Origin of the sequence: Streptomyces prasinopilosus (assembly GCF_001419695.1) — a bacterium.
GTDB classification, from domain to species: Bacteria; Actinomycetota; Actinomycetes; order Streptomycetales; family Streptomycetaceae; genus Streptomyces; species Streptomyces prasinopilosus.
Genome location: NZ_LIRG01000149.1, coordinates 1 through 17,280 on the forward strand (window position 1 = coordinate 1; position 17,280 = coordinate 17,280).

At 73.1% G+C, this 17,280-nt stretch carries 13 protein-coding genes and 1 pseudogene; 1 reads left to right on the plus strand and 13 read right to left on the minus strand.

Translation table 11 applies throughout. The features are described from left to right. The 9 genes and pseudogenes from AOK18_RS30445 to AOK18_RS07620 form a co-directional block, all read right to left on the minus strand. Positions 1-235 (minus strand): annotated as a pseudogene (locus AOK18_RS30445) (pseudouridine synthase); the annotation flags it as partial. After that, positions 235-888, minus strand: a complete 654-nt coding sequence (gene scpB / locus AOK18_RS07585; protein WP_055573892.1) for an SMC-Scp complex subunit ScpB — start codon at positions 886-888, stop codon at positions 235-237. The gene scpB and the pseudogene AOK18_RS30445, both read right to left, overlap by 1 nt. A 7-nt stretch (positions 889-895) precedes the next feature. After that, positions 896-2,056, minus strand: coding sequence for a segregation and condensation protein A (locus AOK18_RS07590; RefSeq protein ID WP_055693822.1), 1,161 nt, complete (start codon positions 2,054-2,056; stop codon positions 896-898). Positions 2,057-2,074: 18 nt separating this feature from the next. Beyond that, positions 2,075-2,584, minus strand: coding sequence for a hypothetical protein (locus AOK18_RS07595; protein WP_055573831.1), 510 nt, complete (start codon positions 2,582-2,584; stop codon positions 2,075-2,077). 41 nt (positions 2,585-2,625) lie between these two features. Beyond that, positions 2,626-3,627, minus strand: a complete 1,002-nt coding sequence (locus AOK18_RS07600) for a ParA family protein (RefSeq protein ID WP_420865583.1) — start codon at positions 3,625-3,627, stop codon at positions 2,626-2,628. Between the two features lie 599 nt (positions 3,628-4,226). After that, positions 4,227-5,351 (minus strand): alanine dehydrogenase, encoded by a 1,125-nt coding sequence (ald, locus tag AOK18_RS07605; protein WP_055573833.1) that lies wholly within the window; start codon positions 5,349-5,351, stop codon positions 4,227-4,229. Positions 5,352-5,483: 132 nt separating this feature from the next. Further along, positions 5,484-7,541, minus strand: coding sequence for a tetratricopeptide repeat protein (locus AOK18_RS07610; protein WP_055693823.1), 2,058 nt, complete (start codon positions 7,539-7,541; stop codon positions 5,484-5,486). A gap of 162 nt (positions 7,542-7,703) precedes the next feature. After that, on the minus strand, positions 7,704-8,339 hold the full coding sequence (locus AOK18_RS07615) for an NUDIX domain-containing protein (protein WP_055573835.1): 636 nt from the start codon (positions 8,337-8,339) through the stop codon (positions 7,704-7,706). Positions 8,340-8,430: 91 nt separating this feature from the next. Then, positions 8,431-10,077 (minus strand): CTP synthase, encoded by a 1,647-nt coding sequence (locus AOK18_RS07620; RefSeq protein ID WP_055573836.1) that lies wholly within the window; start codon positions 10,075-10,077, stop codon positions 8,431-8,433. A 530-nt stretch (positions 10,078-10,607) separates the two neighbouring features. Here AOK18_RS07620 and AOK18_RS07625 point away from each other — a divergent pair. Next, positions 10,608-12,410 (plus strand): glycoside hydrolase family 15 protein, encoded by a 1,803-nt coding sequence (locus tag AOK18_RS07625; protein ID WP_055573837.1) that lies wholly within the window; start codon positions 10,608-10,610, stop codon positions 12,408-12,410. 47 nt (positions 12,411-12,457) lie between these two features. Here AOK18_RS07625 and AOK18_RS07630 read toward each other — a convergent pair whose 3' ends face one another. From AOK18_RS07630 to AOK18_RS07645, 4 genes are all read right to left on the minus strand, one after another. Further along, positions 12,458-13,594 (minus strand): glycosyltransferase family 4 protein, encoded by a 1,137-nt coding sequence (locus tag AOK18_RS07630; protein WP_055693824.1) that lies wholly within the window; start codon positions 13,592-13,594, stop codon positions 12,458-12,460. A gap of 279 nt (positions 13,595-13,873) precedes the next feature. Then, the gene (gene recN / locus AOK18_RS07635; protein ID WP_055693825.1) at positions 13,874-15,592 is read right to left on the minus strand and encodes a DNA repair protein RecN; all 1,719 of its coding nucleotides are present in this window, start codon (positions 15,590-15,592) and stop codon (positions 13,874-13,876) included. Positions 15,593-15,764: 172 nt separating this feature from the next. After that, complete coding sequence (locus tag AOK18_RS07640) at positions 15,765-16,670, minus strand: NAD kinase (protein WP_055573839.1); 906 nt, start codon at positions 16,668-16,670, stop codon at positions 15,765-15,767. Next, a partial coding sequence (locus tag AOK18_RS07645) for a TlyA family RNA methyltransferase (RefSeq protein WP_055573840.1) occupies positions 16,667-17,280 on the minus strand: 614 nt, incomplete at its 5' end. The genes AOK18_RS07645 and AOK18_RS07640, both read right to left, overlap by 4 nt.

Genomic DNA, 17,280 nt, shown 5'->3' on the forward strand with positions numbered 1-17,280 from the left:
GGGCCGCGGGCCCGCGGCCCGACTTGGGGCCCTCATGGGTGGCGCCGGGGCCCACGTCGTAGCGCCGCTCCTCCGGGCGCGGCTTCTTCGGACGACCGCCCTGCCGGTCGTCGCGGTTGTTCCCGGCGTCGCGGTGACCACCGCGGCCACCGCCGCTCCCGCCGCGGCCGCCGCTGTTGCCACCACGGCTCCCGCCGTTGTTTCCGCTGCTGTTCCTGCCGCTGCTGCTTCGCATCACAGTTCCGTCTTGTCGTCTGCGTCCTCGGAATCCGGGGCGTCCGGATCGAACGACGGGACCCCTTCCAGCGTCTCGGCCTCGATCGCCTCCGCCTCCGGGAGGAAGGGCGCGAGCTCCGGGAGCTCGTCCAGACCGCGCAGGCCCATCCGCTCCAGGAAGTAGTTCGTCGTCGTGTACAGGATCGCACCTGTTTCGGGTTCCGTGCCCGCCTCCTCGACCAGACCGCGCTGCAGCAGGGTGCGCATGACCCCGTCGCAGTTCACCCCGCGCACGGCGGAGACCCTGCCGCGGCTGACCGGCTGGCGGTAGGCGACCACGGCGAGGGTCTCCAGGGCCGCCTGGGTGAGCCGGGCCTGCTGGCCGTCCAGGACGAAGGCCTCGACGGCCGCGGCGTACTCGGGGCGGCTGTGGAAACGCCAGCCGCCGGCGACGAGCCGCAGCTCGAAGCCCCGCCCCTGGACGGCGTACTCGTCGGCCAGCGCCCGCAGCGCGTCCGCGACCTGCCGCCGGGGCCGTTCCAGGATCTTCGCCAGCCGCTCCTCGGTCGCGGGCTCGTCCACGACCATGAGGACGGCCTCCAGCGCCGGCCCGAGTTCGAGGTCCGCGACGGTGCGCGGGCCCGCGGGAACGCCTGCTGTGTCCTCGGTCACGCTGTGCTCACCCCTCCTCCTTCGGTGGTTCTTCCGGTGCTTCGGGCGGCCGGTCGAACTCGTCGGTGACCGCGGGGGCGGCGTCCCCGTCCCCGCCGGTCCAGCGCACGGTCAGCTCGCCGAGCGCGCTCTCCTGGTCGAGGGCGACGGCCTTCTCCCGGTACAGCTCCAGGAGCGCGAGGAACCGGGCGACGACGGTCAGGGTGTCGTCCGTGTCCTCGGTCAGGGCCCCGAAACTGGCCTCGCCGAGTTCCCTCAGCCGCGCGACCATGATCCCGGCCTGCTCCTGCACGCTGACCAGCGGTGCGTGGATGTGGTCGACGTACACCTGCGGCTCGGGCCTGGGCTGCATCGCCTTGACGGCGAGCCGGGCGAACCCCTCCGCGCCGATGCTGATGACGACCTCGGGGAGCAGCTCGGCGTGGTGGGGCTCGAGCCCCACGGTACGGGGGCGGCGCCGGGCCTCCGCGTCCAGCCGCATGCCGAAGATCTCCGCGATCCGCTTGTACGCGCGGTACTGGAGCAGGCGGGCGAACAGCAGGTCCCGGGCCTCCAGCAGGGCGAGGTCGGCCTCGTCCTCCACCTCGGCGGCGGGCAGCAGGCGGGCCGCCTTGAGGTCGAGCAGCGTGGCCGCGACGACCAGGAACTCGGTCGTCTCGTCCAGGTCCCAGTCGGGTCCCAGCGCCCGGATGTACGCCATGAACTCGTCGGTCACCCTGGACAGCGCGACCTCGGTGACGTCCAGCTTGTGCCTGGAGATCAGCTGGAGCAGCAGGTCGAACGGTCCCTCGAAGTTCGACAGCCGGACCTTGAACCGGCCGCCGTCCTCCTCCTCCGCGGCCTCGGCCGCCGCTGCCGCCTCCGCCGTTCCGGATCCCGCGGTCCCGCCGGCCGTCCCGGCTCCACCGGGCCCCGGGTCCCCCTCGGCGGGCTCCGGGCCGCGCGTCCCCACGCCGTCGTCCTCCGGGCCGGCCGCCGGGGGCCCGGCGGCCGGTGCGCCGTCCGTCCCGGGACCCTCGGGCGCCGGCCCGGACGACGGGCCCGCGTCCGGTTCCGCCCCCGCCTCCGCGGGCGGTGCCACCGGTGGCGCGCCCTGCGGCCCCCGGCCCAGCGCGCGACGGCGGCCGGGCCGCAGGCGGCGGCCGGCGGGGGTGTCGTTCGAGGTCATGGCCTCCGCAGGCTACCGCTACCGTCCGCGCAGACGTCGTACGAGGATGCTGGCGTCCCCGCGGGACTCCAGGTCGGCGAGGACCACGGCGACCGCCTCGCGGACGATCCTGCCCCGGTCGACGGCCAGCCCGTGCTCGCCCCGGAGCACCAGACGGGCGTGCTCGAGGTCCATGAGCTCCTCGGCGGACACGTACACCGTGATCTTCTCGTCGTGCCGCTCGCGGCCGCTGGGCCGGCGTGCCGCCGCCCTCGCGCGCTTGCGGGGGGCCGCCTCCGCGGCCGGTCCCTCCGCCGTCCCCGGCCTTCGCGCGGAGCGCTCCGGCGCGGCGCGGCTGCGGGACTCGCCCGCTTCGGCCGGCTCCGCGTCCGCCGCGACGTGCTCGGCGCCCCCGCCGTCACCGCCCTGCGCGGGCACCGACTGCGGGGTGTCCTCCTGGGCCGCGGCCGCGTCGCTCTCCCCCGCGGGGGCGGGGACCCGGCCCTCGCCGTGGGCCTGGCGCCTGGGCGTGGACGCCTGGAGTGCCATCCCCCCTGTCGTACGGAAGAGTTCGTCGGCCCCCGGCAGACTCACTCGGCGTGACACCGGGCGAGCACCTCCCTGGCGAGCTGGCGATAGGCGGCGGCACCGACGGAGTTGGACGCGTACGTGGTGATCGGCTCACCGGCGACGGTGGTCTCCGGGAAGCGGACCGTGCGCCCGATGACCGTGTGGTAGACGTGGTCGTCGAAGGCCTCGACGACCCGCGCGAGCACCTCGCGGCTGTGCACCGTGCGCGAGTCGTACATCGTGGCGAGGATCCCGTCGAGCTCCAGCTCGGGGTTGAGCCGCTCCTGGACCTTCTCGATGGTCTCGGTCAGCAGGGCCACCCCGCGCAGCGCGAAGAACTCGCACTCCAGCGGCACGATCACCTTGTGCGCGGCCGTCAGCGCGTTGACCGTGAGCAGGCCGAGCGAGGGCTGGCAGTCGATCACGATGTAGTCGTAGTCGTCCATGAGCGGCTTCAGCGCGCGCTGCAGCGTCGACTCGCGGGCGACCTCGGAGACCAGCTGGACCTCGGCCGCCGACAGGTCGATGTTGCTGGGCAGCAGGTCCATGTTGGGGACCGCCGTCTTCAGCAGGACCTCGTCGGCCGCCATGCCCCGCTCCATGAGCAGGTTGTAGACGGTGAGGTCGAGTTCCATCGGGTTGACGCCGAGGCCGACCGACAGCGCGCCCTGCGGGTCGAAGTCGACGAGCAGCACCCGGCGTCCGTACTCCGCGAGCGCGGCGCCCAGGTTGATGGTCGACGTGGTCTTGCCGACGCCGCCCTTCTGGTTGCACATCGCGATGATCTTCGCGGGGCCGTGGTCGGCCAGCGGGCCCGGGATCGGGAAGTACGGCAGCGGACGTCCGGTCGGGCCGACGCGCTCGCGGCGCTGGCGGGCCGCGTCGGGCGCGAGGGTGGCCGCGTACTCGGGATCCGGCTCGTACTCGGCGTCGGGATCGTAGAAGTGCCCCTCGGGCAGTTCGTCGTAGTCGGCGAATTGGTTGTGGGGCGCGCCACTTCCGTCGCCGGCCATGGCGTTCACGTGATGGCCATCCATGCTCTGGTGTGCAGTGGGAGTCGCCTGCTGGATCTGATGGGGTACGAAGGCGCGCACGGCGACGGAGCCGGAAGGAGCGGACTCCGCGGGACCTCGCCCCCGTGCAGTCATTCCTGGGTGACCACCCCCGGGAGTAAATGTCGACTCATTCACAAGTCGTCTTACCTCCTTGGTGACCAGGAAACTTCTAGACAGGTCAGCGTGGCATCATGCCGACGGTTGGCGACTCTATGGCGTGTCGGCGGTCCGCAGCAACACAATCCGCCGGACCCGGCCGGATGTGTCGACAATGAAACATCCCTCTGTCAAGGGCGTACGGCCGTCGCATGGCAGGTTTCACCGGTGTGCGAATCGGTGGAAGGGGTACGTTCGAGGCGAGTTGCCCGCGATTCGTGAAGTGACCATACACACATCTCGCCGTGCCCGACGGGCAAGGTGGCTCCGGACGCACGACGTTGACGGCGGAAGTTGACGTATCGCCTTTTCCGGTCGGTGACTTGGTCGACTTGGCGTCCGGAGGCGGTCTCCGGGCGCCGGTCCGGGGGCGGCCGCGCGGGGCCGGCCCGGCCCGGCGGCGCGGCCGTTCAGCGGAGCAGTTCGGCGAGTTCGACGTGCTCCAGACCGTGTGCCGCGGCCACCTCCCGGTGGACGACCTCGCCGTCGTGCGTGTTGAGGCCCTTGGCGAGCGCGGGGTCGCGGCGCAGCGCCTGCCTCCAGCCGTGGTCCGCGAGTTCGACGATGTACGGCAGCGTGGCGTTGGTGAGCGCGTAGGTGGAGGTGTTGGGCACGGCGCCGGGCATGTTGGCGACGCAGTAGAAGACCGAGCCGTGGACCGTGAAGGTCGGCTCGGCGTGCGTGGTCGGGCGGGAGTCCTCGAAGCAGCCTCCCTGGTCGATCGCGATGTCGACGAGGACGCTCCCCTCCTTCATCCGCGCGACGAGGTCGTCGGTGACCAGCTTCGGCGCCCTGGCGCCGGGGATCAGCACGGCGCCGATCACGAGGTCGGCCTCGAGGCAGGCCTTCTCCAGCTCGAAGGTGTTGGAGACGACGGTCTGGATCCTCGTGCCGAAGACCCGGTCCGCCTCCCGGAGCTTGTCGATGTCCTTGTCGAGCAGGGTCACGTGGAAGCCCATGCCGACGGCGATCTGCGCGGCGTTCCAGCCGGAGACGCCCCCGCCGATGACGACGGCCCGGCCGGCCGGCACCCCGGGGACCCCGCCGGGCAGCACGCCCCGGCCGCCGCCGGCCCGCATCAGGTGGTAGGCGCCGACCTGGGTGGACAGCCGACCGGCGACCTCGGACATGGGGGCGAGCAGCGGCAGCGCGCGGCCGGGCAGCTCGACGGTCTCGTAGGCGACGGCGGTGGTGCCGGAGGCCAGGAGGGCGTCCGTGCACTCCCGGGAGGCGGCCAGGTGCAGGTAGGTGAAGAGGGTCTGGTCCTTGCGCAGCCGGTGGTACTCCTCGGCGACGGGCTCCTTCACCTTCAGCAGCAGGTCGGCGGCGGCCCACACCTCGTCGGCGGTGCCGAGCATCTGCCCGCCCGCGGCGACGTACTCGCCGTCCGGGATCGAGGAGCCCGCACCGGCGCCGTGCTCGATGACGACCTGATGGCCGTGGCGCACCAGTTCGTGCACGCCGGCGGGGGTGATGGCCACCCGGAACTCGTTGTTCTTGACCTCGCGGGGAATGCCGACCTTCACATCGATCACGGTCCTTGGCTCGGGGTACGAGGTGGTGCCGCACCTGCCCGGGCGCACGCGTGCGCACCGGGGGAGACCGCGGAGGAGGCGCGGCGGGACCTCCTTGATGAAGGTCTTCCCGTCGCGCAGCCTTGCAAAGCATCAAACTTCCGCGATGGATCCACCGGTTTCACAGGTGTCGCCTTCTCGTTCCGGGCCGCCTCCGGTCTCCTGGGCCTCTTCTCCCAGCATCCGCTCCGCCGAGCTCCGGTGCAGCGCGGCCGACGCGGGGTCCCCCAGGTGGTCGAAGGTGTCGGCGAGCCGCAGGTGCAGCGCGGCCTGCAGCCGGGTGTCCTCGGCCCGCCGGGCCCACTCCACCGCCTCCCGGCAGGTGCGCAGCGAATCCTCGGGGCGGCCCGCGTACTCCTGGACCCGGGCCAGTTCGCTCAGCGCGCGCGCCCGGGCGGCCAGGTCGCCGTTCTTCCGGTGCCCGGCGACCGCCGCCCGCCAGTTCCGCAGCGCCTCGCCGTAGCGGCCGGCGTAGGTGTGGGCGGCGGCGATCCGGCCGTACAGGCGGGCGGCGTCCGCGCGCTCGCCCTGGGCGAGCCGCTCGGCCAGGGCCCGGCCGAACCAGTCGGCGGCCCGGTCGAAGTCGCCGAGTTCCAGGTGGGCGCCCCCCACGGACTCCGTCGCGCGGCCGGTCGCGTACGGATCGTTCGCCGCGCGGCCGGCGTCCAGCGCGGCCCGGTAGCGCGCCAGCGCCTCGGCCGTGCGGCCGGTGCGGGCGTCGAGGTCGCCGAGGTTCAGCAGGGCCGCGGCCTGCTCGCGGGGAAGTCTCCGGCGCTCGGCCACGTCGAGGACCAGGTGGTGGATGCCGTAGAGGTCGCCCGCGGCGGCCCGGGTGCCGAAGTGGGCCACCATGGCGCGCACCAGCTGGGCCATCAGGCGGCGGGCCAGGGTGTCCAGGGTCCCGTCGGCGACCGCGAGGCGGGCCGAGGCCAGCAGGGCGGGCCGGCGGGCGCTCAGCCAGTCGGCGGCGTCGCGGGGGCTGGCGAAGCGCAGGGAGCGCGGCGTCCCGAGGAGTTTCTCGCGCGCCCGGAGGCTGTCGGTCTCGGTGATGGCCCTGCACGACTGGAGCAGCCGTACGGTCCGTTCCAGCATGCGGGCGCGGGCCAGCTGGAGTTCCCCGGGCCGTTCGTGGGTCTCGGCGAGGCCCGCCAGCAGGGGGTGCAGGCAGCCGGGCACCTCGTACTGCGGCAGCGGGCTCTCCACGGCGTGCAGCAGCCCCACGGAGACGAAGTCGTCCAGGGTGGTGCGCGCGCTGCTCACCGAGCATCCCGCGAGCGCGGAGGCGGTGTGCGGATCGACCAGGCCGGCCGGGGCGAGGCTCAGCAGACGCAGGGTCCGGGCGGCGGGCGCGGGCAGTCCGTCGTGCACCAGCCGCAGGGCACGGCCGGTCACGGCGCCCTCGTCGGCCCCGGCGCGCAGGTGTCTGGCGAGGTCGGCGACGGCGGCCTTGGGCCGGGCGGCCAGCCAGCCGCCGGCCAGGACCAGGGCGGCGGGCTGTCCCTGGCAGTGTTCGGCCAGTCCCTCCGCGGCCCGCGGGTCGACGGTGACGCGGACCGGGCCGGCGATCCGGGACAGCAGTTCCACGGCGGACTTGGTGTCGAGGCCGCCGAGGGTGCAGGGGCGGACGTCGGAGATGCCGGTCAGCGGGCCCTGGGAGATGGCGACCACCAGGCAGTCGGGGTTGTCCGGCAGCAGGGCGTCGACCTGCTCGGCGTCGGCCGCGTCGTCCAGCAGGAGCAGGACCCGGCGGCCGGCCAGGGCGCTCCGCAGCGTCCCGGCGAGGTGGTCCTCGTCGGCTCCGGCCGGGGCGGGCGTCCCGAGCGCCCCGAGCAGTTCCCGCGCGGAGCGCTCGACGGGCACGCGCGTGCCGTCGGGTTCGCTCAGCCGGGCGCGCAGCACCCCGTCGGGGTAGCGGTCGGCGACCTGGCGGACGAGTTCCTCACCGAGCGTCGTCCGGCCGGAGCCGGGCCGGCCCGCGATGAGCAGCACCCGGGCGCGGGGGGCCTTGCGGCCGGAGAGGGTGTCGAGCCCGGCGCGCTCGATGTCGGCCCGGAGCTCCTTCAGCTCCCTGGTGCGGCCCAGGAACCGGGTCTCCGCGGCAACGTCGCGGGAGAGCCGCACGCCGTCCGTGTCCACCGCCTGGTCCGTCACGGGCCACACTCCCGTCCCACCGCACACGCCGGCCCGCCGGGACTCCGGATCGGGCGTCTTCCAGAGCCTAGTTCACGCTCTGCTACGTTCCGTGTGGAGCACGGCGGACGCATCCCCCGATCGGATCAGCCGATGGTCACATCGCAAGGGGAACGGGGCGGTTCAGGCCTCGAACGGGCGGGCGGGCCACGGCGCCCCGGCCGGACGCAGCGCGTCGAGTCCGTCCCCGTTGCGCGCGGCCACGAGCGAAAGCACGCCCACCACAAGGCAGTTGTTGTGCAGTTCGCCGGCCAGCACGCCGCGGACCAGGTCCGTGACGGACACCCGGGCCAGTTCCATGTCCGACTCCTCGTCCTCGACCTCGAAGCGGTCGCCCTCGGCCTCGGACAGGCCCCGGGCCAGGAAGATCCGTACGGCCTCGTCGCAGCCGCCGGCGGTGGTGTAGACGTCGGTCAGCACCCGCCAGTCCTCGGCCTTGACGTGCGCCTCCTCGTACAGCTCCCGCTGGGCGGCGTGCAGCGGGTTCTCGCCGGGGACGTCGAGCAGGCCGGCCGGGATCTCCCACAGCTTGTGGCGCACGGGGTGCCGGTACTGGCGCAGGACCAGCACGCGGTCGGCGTCGTCGAGGGCGAGGACGGCCACGGAACCGGGGTGGACCTGGTAGTCGCGGTGGACCACGGTCCCGTTGGGCATGACCACGTCGTCGGTGCGCACGGAGGTCTTGTTGCCGACGAAGGGCGTCCTGGTCGCCCGGACCTCCCACTCCTCCGGGGTGTCCTTGATGGTCGTTCCGGTCATTGGGGTCCTTCCAGACGTGCAGGCGTACGGCGGCGGCCGGGGCGCTCACCGATCGAGGGTTCCACGCCCCGGCAACCGTACAACCGGTGTGCTACTTCGAGATCTTCCGCTCCACCGCGGCCTTGACGAGGCCCGCGAACAGCGGGTGCGGACGCGTCGGGCGCGAGCGCAGCTCCGGGTGCGCCTGGGTGGCGACCAGGTACGGGTGGACCTCGCGCGGGTACTCGACGTACTCGACGAGCTTGCCGTCCGGGGAGGTGCCGGAGAAGACGATGCCGGCCTTCTTCTCCAGCTCCGCGCGGTAGGCGTTGTTCACCTCGTAGCGGTGCCGGTGGCGCTCCTCGACGTACTCCTTGCCGTCGTACACCTCGCGCACGATCGAGCCCTCGGCCAGCTTCGCCGGGTACATGCCGAGCCGCATCGTGCCGCCCAGATCGCCCTCGCCGGCGACGATGTCGAGCTGCTCGGCCATGGTGGAGATGACCGGGTGGGAGGTGGCCGGGTCGAACTCGGTGGAGTTGGCGTCGGAGACGTCCGCGAGGTTGCGGGCCGCCTCGATCACGATGCACTGCAGGCCCAGGCAGAGGCCGAGCAGCGGGATCCGGTTCTCGCGCGCGTAGCGGATCGCGCCGACCTTGCCGAGCACACCGCGGTCCCCGAAGCCGCCGGGGATGCAGATCGCGTCGACGTCACCGAGCTGCGCCTGGGCGCCGGCCGGGGTCTTGCAGTCGTCGGAGGTGACCCACTTGATCTTCACCCGGGCCTTGTTGGCGAAGCCGCCCGCGCGCAGTGCCTCGGTGACCGAGAGGTAGGCGTCGGGCAGGTCGATGTACTTGCCGACCAGGGCCATGACGATCTCGTGGTCGGGGTTGTGGACCCGGTCGAGCAGGTCGTCCCAGGTCGTCCAGTCCACGTCCCGGAACGGCAGGTCCAGCTTGCGCACGACGTAGGCGTCCAGGCCCTCGGCGTGCACGACCTTCGGGATGTCGTAGATCGACCGGGCGTCGGGGCAGGCGACCACGGCGGCCTCGTCGACGTCGCACATCAGCGAGATCTTCCGCTTGATCGCGGTCGGCACCTCGCGGTCGCAGCGCAGCACGATCGCGTCCGGCTGGATGCCGATGTTGCGCAGCGCGGCGACCGAGTGCTGGGTCGGCTTCGTCTTCAGCTCGCCGGAGGGGCCGATGTAGGGCAGGAGCGAGATGTGGACGACGAACACGTTGTCGCGGCCGACCTCGTGCCGCACCTGGCGGACGGTCTCCAGGAACGGCAGCGACTCGATGTCGCCGACCGTGCCGCCGACCTCGGTGATCACGACGTCGACCTCGTCCGTCGCCATGCGGCGGATGCGGTGCTTGATCTCGTTGGTGATGTGCGGGATGACCTGCACGGTGTCGCCCAGGTACTCGCCGCGCCGTTCCTTGGCGATCACGGTCGAGTAGACCTGGCCGGTGGTGACGTTGGCGGAGCCGTCGAGGTCGCGGTCGAGGAAGCGCTCGTAGTGCCCGATGTCCAGGTCGGTCTCGGCCCCGTCGTTGGTGACGAAGACCTCACCGTGCTGGAAGGGGTTCATCGTGCCCGGGTCGACGTTGAGGTACGGGTCGAGCTTCTGCATGACGACGCGCAGTCCGCGGGCCTTGAGCAGCATGCCGAGGCTGGAGGCGGTCAGCCCCTTGCCGAGCGAGGATGCGACACCCCCGGTGACGAAGATGTGCTTGGTCGTCGTGGATTTTGGCATGGCCAAGAGGGGGCTCCCGTGGTCGCGGTCTGGGGGTGCGGGGCGACCGGCTGCCGGAGGACTCCGGCGGCGCCGTCGCTGCGGTTCGGGGGTGCCCTTTTCTGGATTTCCCCTCCGGGGAAGGGGCCCACCGGTCCACGGGCTACCAGCGTATCAGCGCCACGGGACAATGCTGTCCGGGCACGCTCCGCGCATGCGCGGACACGCTTCCGTGACCCGTCACGGGTTCCTCACCCCCTGCTCACCCGTTCGGCGGGTGCGCGTTGGCCGGAGCGGCACACAGACCCTCTACGTGCGTCGTATCCTGCTCGGACACCCGCTGGCGAGCCCGGCCGGCCGAACGGCACCACCCCCGCCCGTCTCACCGGAACAACACCAGCTCGTCAGTTCGTTGAGTAACAATGGGCGCTTTGCATTCACGGCTGAGCGACTGCTTTGCTTTCTCGCTCAACGACTCATCTCAAAAACCCCTTGACCGCACCAGCGACAACCCCTTGCGGGGTGACGTGGCCGTTCGACTGGAGTTGCACGTGGCCGGGCGCATCGAAGATTACGCACTCATCGGAGACATGCAGACCGCCGCCCTGGTCTGCCGGGACGGCACGGTGGACTGGCTGTGCCTGCCCCGCTTCGACTCGCACGCCATCTTCGCCGGGCTGCTGGGCACCGAGGAACATGGTTTCTGGCGGATCGGCCCGGCGCACGCGGCCGACGCCCGGCCGCCGGCCGCGACCCGGCGCGGCTACCGCGGCGACTCGCTGATCCTGGAGTCCGAGTGGGACACCGACCGCGGCACGGTCCGGGTGACCGATTTCATGCCCCCGCGTGACGGCGCACCGCAGCTCATCCGCATCGTGGAGGGCGTCTCGGGCCGCGTGCCGATGCGCTCGGCGCTCCGGATGCGGTTCTCCTACGGCCGGGTGGTGCCGTGGGTGCACAAGCACGAGGGACGCACGGTCGCCGTCGCGGGTCCGGACTCGGTGTGGTTCGACACCCCCGCCGAGACGTACGGGCAGTCGCTGACGACGTACTCGGACTTCACGGTGGCGCCGGGTGACCGGATCGCGTTCACGGTGTCGTGGCAGCCCTCGCACAAGGAGCCCCCGGCGCTGCCGGAGCCGGAGCAGTCGCTGGAGGCGACGGAGGACTTCTGGCGGGAGTGGGTGGAGCACTGTACGTACCACGGTCCCTACCGGGAGGCCGTGATCCGCTCCCTGATCACGCTGAAGGCGCTCACCTACGCCCCGACCGGCGGCATCGTCGCCGCGCCCACCACCTCCCTGCCGGAGGAGATCGGCGGCGTCCGCAACTGGGACTACCGCTACACCTGGCTGCGGGACGCGGCGATCACCCTGTCCTCGCTGCTGCGCACCGGCTACCGCGAGGAGGCCCGCGCCTGGCGCGAGTGGCTGCTGCGCGCGGTGGCCGGCGACCCGGAGAACCTGCAGATCATGTACGGCATCGCCGGTGAGCGCGAGCTCGGCGAGGCGGAGCTGGACTGGCTGCCGGGCTACGAGAACTCGGCCCCGGTCCGGGTGGGCAACGGCGCGGCGCACCAGCTCCAGCTGGACGTGTACGGCGAGGTCACCGAGGCCCTGCACCTGGCCCACATGACGGGCCTGGCCCGCAACGACTACGCGTCCCTGCTCCAGCTGAAGCTGATCCAGTACCTGGAGAAGCACTGGACGGAGCCGGACGAGGGCATCTGGGAGGTCCGCGGCCCGCGCCGCCACTTCGTGCACTCCAAGGTGATGGCGTGGGTCGCCGTCGACCGCACCATCAAGCTCATCGAGTCCGGCGACGCGGACGGCCCCCTGGAGCGGTGGAAGCAGCTGCGCGACGACATCCACCGGGACGTGTGCGAGAAGGGCTACGACAGGGAACGCAACACGTTCACGCAGTCGTACGGCTCGAAGGAGCTGGACGCCTCGCTGCTGCTGATCCCGCAGGTGGGCTTCCTGCCGCCGGACGACAAGCGGGTGATCGGCACCATCGAGGCGATCCAGCGGGAGCTGTCCACCCCGGACGGCTTCATCCTGCGCTACCCGACGGAGGGCTCCGACGAGGGTGTCGACGGGCTGCCGGGTGACGAGGGGGCGTTCCTCGCCTGCTCGTTCTGGATGGCCGACGACCTGGCGATGATCGGCCGCGTGGACGAGGCCCGCAGGCTGTTCGAGAGGCTGCTGGCCCTGCGCAACGACCTCGGTCTGCTCGCCGAGGAGTGGGACCCGGTCAACCAGCGCCAGGTCGGCAACTTCCCGCAGGCCTTCAGCCACGTCCCGCTCATCGACACGGCCCTGCGCCTGACGGCGTCGGGGGCGTACGGGGGCTGAGCGGCGGTCCGTGCCCGCGCCGGGCGGGCCGGGCCCGCCCGGTGGTCTCAGGGCAGGGGCCGGGGCCGCGTCAACTCGTCGTAGACGCTGAGGATTTGGGCCACCGCCTCGTCCTCCGTCGGCCATCCGGCCGCCTGCCGGGCGCCCCTGGCCCTGAGTTCGTCCCGGCGTGCGGGGTCGCCGAGGAGTCGTACGACGGCGTCGGCGAGGGCACGCGCGTTGCGGTACGGGACGAGTTCGGCGGCGTCGCCGACCAGTTCGGGGATGCCGCCGGTGTCGGCCGCGACGAGCGGCACGCGCGCGTGGAGGGCCTGCTGGGCGAGGACGGGGCGCCCCTCCCGCCGGCTCGGCAGCAGGGCGAGGTCGGCGGCCCGCAGCAGGTCGGCGACGTCGTCGCGCTCTCCGACGAGCCGGACCGGCAGGTCCTCGTCCGTGATCCGGCGCTGGAGCTCACCGCGCAGCGACCCCTCCCCCGCGACGGCGACCAGCGGCTGGGGCTCGAGGCGGCGCCATCCGTGGGTGGCGTCGAGCAGGGTGTGGTGGCCGCGGTGCCGTTCGAGGGCGCCGGCGGCGAGCAATAACGGGCGGCCGGTGGCGCCGAGTTCGGCCAGCAGCTTGAGCCGCGCCCCGTCGGGGTCCTCCGTCCGCGGGGCCGTGCGCGGCCCGGGGAAGGCGACGGCCGCCAGCCTCGCGTCCCGCGCTCCGGTCCGGCGTGCCCGGTCGAGCAGGGCGGAGGTGGTGCCGAGCACCACGGTGGCCGCCCTGACGACCCGTCGCTCCATGAGCCGCAGGACGTGCGCGCGGGCACCCTCGGCGTGCGCCCGGTCGTGCCAGGTGACGACCAGCGGGGTGTGCCGCCCGCCGAGGGCGAGCGCGGTCCTGAAGGAGGCGTGCAGTCCGTGCGCGTGCACCAGGTCCGCGTCCGCGCACGCCGCCCGCAGCGCGGACACCGAGCCGGGGTCGCTGCTGCGCGGGGCGTGCACGTGTTCGGCGCCGACGCCCGTGAAGTCGTGGGTGTGCTCCGCCTCGGTGGGGGCGCACACCGTGACCCGCACGCCCCGCGCGACGAGCCCTTCGGCCAGCGAGCGCACGTGGGCGCTGGTCGCGGCGGTGCCGCCGCCCAGCACCTGCACGGTGCGCAGCGGCGGCCGGCCGTGCGGTGAGTGGATGCTCACGGGGGTCACGTGGCCGGGCTCCCGGTTCGGGTCGGATGGTCCCGAGGAACGTACAGAAGGACCGTGCGGAAGGGATGGACCGCACGGTCTCCTAAGCGTGCTCGGTCAAGCATGCCAGGAGGCGGGGGGATCCCGGCAACGACCGGAGCGGCCGCCCGCAGCGGAGCGGCCGAGAACATCACCCGTACGAGTGACGAAGTGCCTCCGGTCGGCCGACACCTCCCCGGACGACCCGGCGGCCGGCCGCCGGGTCCGTCAGCCGTCCGTGCGGGGGCCGCCGGTCGCCCGTCAGCCGTCCGCGCGTGCCGTCGCCAGGAGTTCCTCCGCGTGGGCGCGGGCCGTCTCGGAGTCCTCCTGTCCGGCCAGCATCCGCGACAGTTCCCGGATCCGGTCCTCCCCTTCGAGCAGCTTCACCCCGGACCGGGTGACGGTGCCGTCGTTCGTCTTCGCCACCAGCAGCTGCCGGTCCGCGAAGGCGGCCACCTGCGGCAGATGGGTGACGACGACGACCTGGGCGCTCTTCGCCAGCTTGGCGAGCCGCCGCCCGATCTCGACGGCCGCCTTGCCGCCGACACCGGCGTCGACCTCGTCGAACAGGTACGTGGGCACCGGGTCCGTCCCGGCGAACACGACCTCCACGGCCAGCATCACGCGCGACAGTTCACCGCCGGACGCGCCCTTGGCGATGGGCCGGGGCGGCGCGCCGGGGTGCGGGGCGAGCAGCAGTTCGACCTCGTCGACGCCCGACGGGCCGTGGGCGACCGTGCGCCCGTCGACCTCGACGCCGTCCGGGTCCTCGGTCTGCCGGATGTCGAACGACACGCGTGCGTGCGGCATGGCGAGGGAGGCCAGTTCCGCGGTGACGGCGGCGGCGAAGCGCTCGGCGGCCTCGGTGCGCGCCCGGGAGAGGATCTGTGCCAGTCCGCCCAGTTCGGCCCGCAGCCGGTCGCGTTCGGCGGTGAGTTCCTCGATCCGCTCGTCGTCGCCGTCCAGGTCGGTGAGGCGTGCCGCGCCCTCCTCGGCCCAGGCCAGCACGGCGGCGATGTCCTGGCCGTACTTGCGGGTGAGCCCGGTGAGCGCGGCCCGGCGCTCCTCGACCGCCGCCAGGCGCAGGGGATCGGCGTCCAGGTCGTCGGCGTACCCGGCGAGGTCCCCGGCGACGTCACGCAGCAGGATGCCGACCTCGCCGATCCGGTCGGCGAGCGCGGCCAGTTCCGGATCGTGCGCCCGGACGGCCTCCAGGGCCCGCTGGGCGCCCGCGACGAGCGTTCCCGCGTCGATGCCCTCGGGGTCCTCCGGGTTCCCGGCGAGAGCGGCGTGGGCGAGGGACGCGGCGGACGCCAGGGCCTCGGCGTGCCCGAGCCGTTCGGCCTCCTCCGCCAGTTCCGCGTCCTCGCCGGGGCGGGGTTCCACGGCGGCGATCTCGTCGAGCCCGAAGCGCAGCATGTCGGCCTCCTGGGCCCGTTCGCGCGCGCGGGTGGTGAGTTCCTCGAGTTCCGCGGCGACGGCCCGCAGCCGCTTGTACGCCTCCGTGTAGCCGGCGAGCGGCCCGGCGACCGCGTCGCCCGCGTACCGGTCGAGCGCCTGCCGCTGCCGGGACTGCTTGAGGAGCCCCTGCTGATCGGTCTGCCCGTGCACCGCCACCAGGTCGTCGGCGATCTCGGCGAGGAGCCCCACGGGCACGCTCCGCCCGCCCAGGTGGGCCCGGGAGCGCCCCTCGGCGGAGACGGTACGGCTGATCAGCAGCGCACCGTCGTCGAGCTCGGCCCCGGCCTCTCCCGCGCGCGCGGCGGCCGCGGCGCCCTCGGGCACGGCGATCCGCCCCTCGACGACCGCGTTCCTGGCACCGATCCGCACCAGGGCGGCGTCCGCCCTTCCGCCCAGCAGCAGCCCGAGGCTGGTGACCACCATGGTCTTGCCCGCGCCCGTCTCACCGGTGACTGCGGTGAAGCCGGGTGACAACTCGACCACGGCATCGTCGATGACTCCGAGCGACCGTATCCGCATCTCCTCCAACACGTCCCAGACCTTACGAGGTTTTCCTCCCGCCGTGCGACGCCGCCCCCCGTCCGGACGGAAACACCGCAGGTCGTCACCCGTGAGCGGGACCCCGCTCACGGGCGGGTCCCGGGGCCGGGGCACGGGCGCGGGCGGCGGCCGGACAGCGGGAACCCGCGTGCTAGTGGGGCGCTCCCCGCCATCCCGAGACCGGCAGGGCGAACTTCGCCACCAGCCGGTCCGTGAACGAGGCGTGGTGCAACCGGGCCAGCCGCACCGGGACGGCGCCGCGCCGCACCTCCACCCGCGCGCCGGCCGGCAGTTCCACGGTCCGGCGCCCGTCGCACCACAGCACGCCGGGCGGGACGTGCGGCAGCATCTCCACCGCGAGCACCGAGTCGGGTGAGGTCACCAGCGGCTTGGCGAACAGGGCGTGCGCGCTGATCGGCACCATCAGCAGCGCCTCGACCTCGGGCCACACCACGGGCCCGCCGGCGGAGAACGCGTACGCGGTCGATCCGGTCGGGGTGGCGCACACGATGCCGTCGCAGCCGAACCCGGTCACCGGACGCCCGTCGATCTCCAGCACGACCTCCAGCATCCGCTCGGCGGACACCTTCTGCACGGCGGCCTCGTTCAGCGCCCAGTCCGTGTGCACGATGGTGCCGTTCTGGTGCACGACGACGTCGACGGTCATCCGTTCCTCGACCTCGTACGCCCTGCTCACCACCCGGTCGACGACCTTGTCGAGGTCGTCGCGTTCGGCCTCGGCGAGGAAGCCGACGCTGCCGAGGTTCACGCCGAGCATCGGCACGCCCGAGGCGCGGGCGAACTCGGCGCCGCGCAGCAGGGTGCCGTCGCCGCCCAGCACGATCAGCAGCTCGCAGCCGTCGAGGCACTCAGGAGTGGCCTCCCCGACGGTCTCCACCTCGTCCGGCAGCGGCAGGTCCCGCGCCTCGCTCTCCAGCACCCGCACCCCGAGTCCGGAGTGCAGCAGTCCCTTGACCACGAGTTCCGCGCTGCGGATGGCCGCCGGGCGGCCGGTGTGGGCGAGCAGGAAAACAGTACGGGTTCGGTTCGTTGTCAACGCGGCCCCTCCGCCACTGCACGGTCGACGTCGGCCGGGTCCAGTTCAGGAGCTCCCGACCGCAACCACAGAAAGTACTCGACGTTCCCCGAGGGTCCGGGCAGCGGACTCGCGGTCACGCCCTTCACCCCCAGTCCCAGCTCCCAGGCCCTGGCGGCCACTGCCCGCACGGCCTCGGCGCGCAGCTGCGGGCTGCGGACGACGCCGCCGCTGCCCAGCCGTTCCTTGCCCACCTCGAACTGCGGCTTGACCATCATCACCAGATCGGCGTCCGGCCGCACGCACTGCTTCAGGGCGGGCAGGACCAGCCCGAGCGGGATGAAGGACAGATCCCCCACGACAAGATCCACAGGCTCCCCATCGATTGCTTCGAGCGTCAACTCCCGCACGTTCGTACGGTCCTTGACGGTGACGCGTTCATCGTTGCGGAGAGACCAGGCGAGTTGTCCGTATCCGACGTCCACGGCGACCACGTGCGCGGCCCCGGCCCGGAGCAGGACGTCGGTGAAACCGCCGGTCGAGGCGCCGGCGTCCAGCGCCCGCCGCCCCCGGACGGCCAGCCCCCGCGGCACGAACGCCTCCAGGGCGCCGGCGAGCTTGTGGCCGCCGC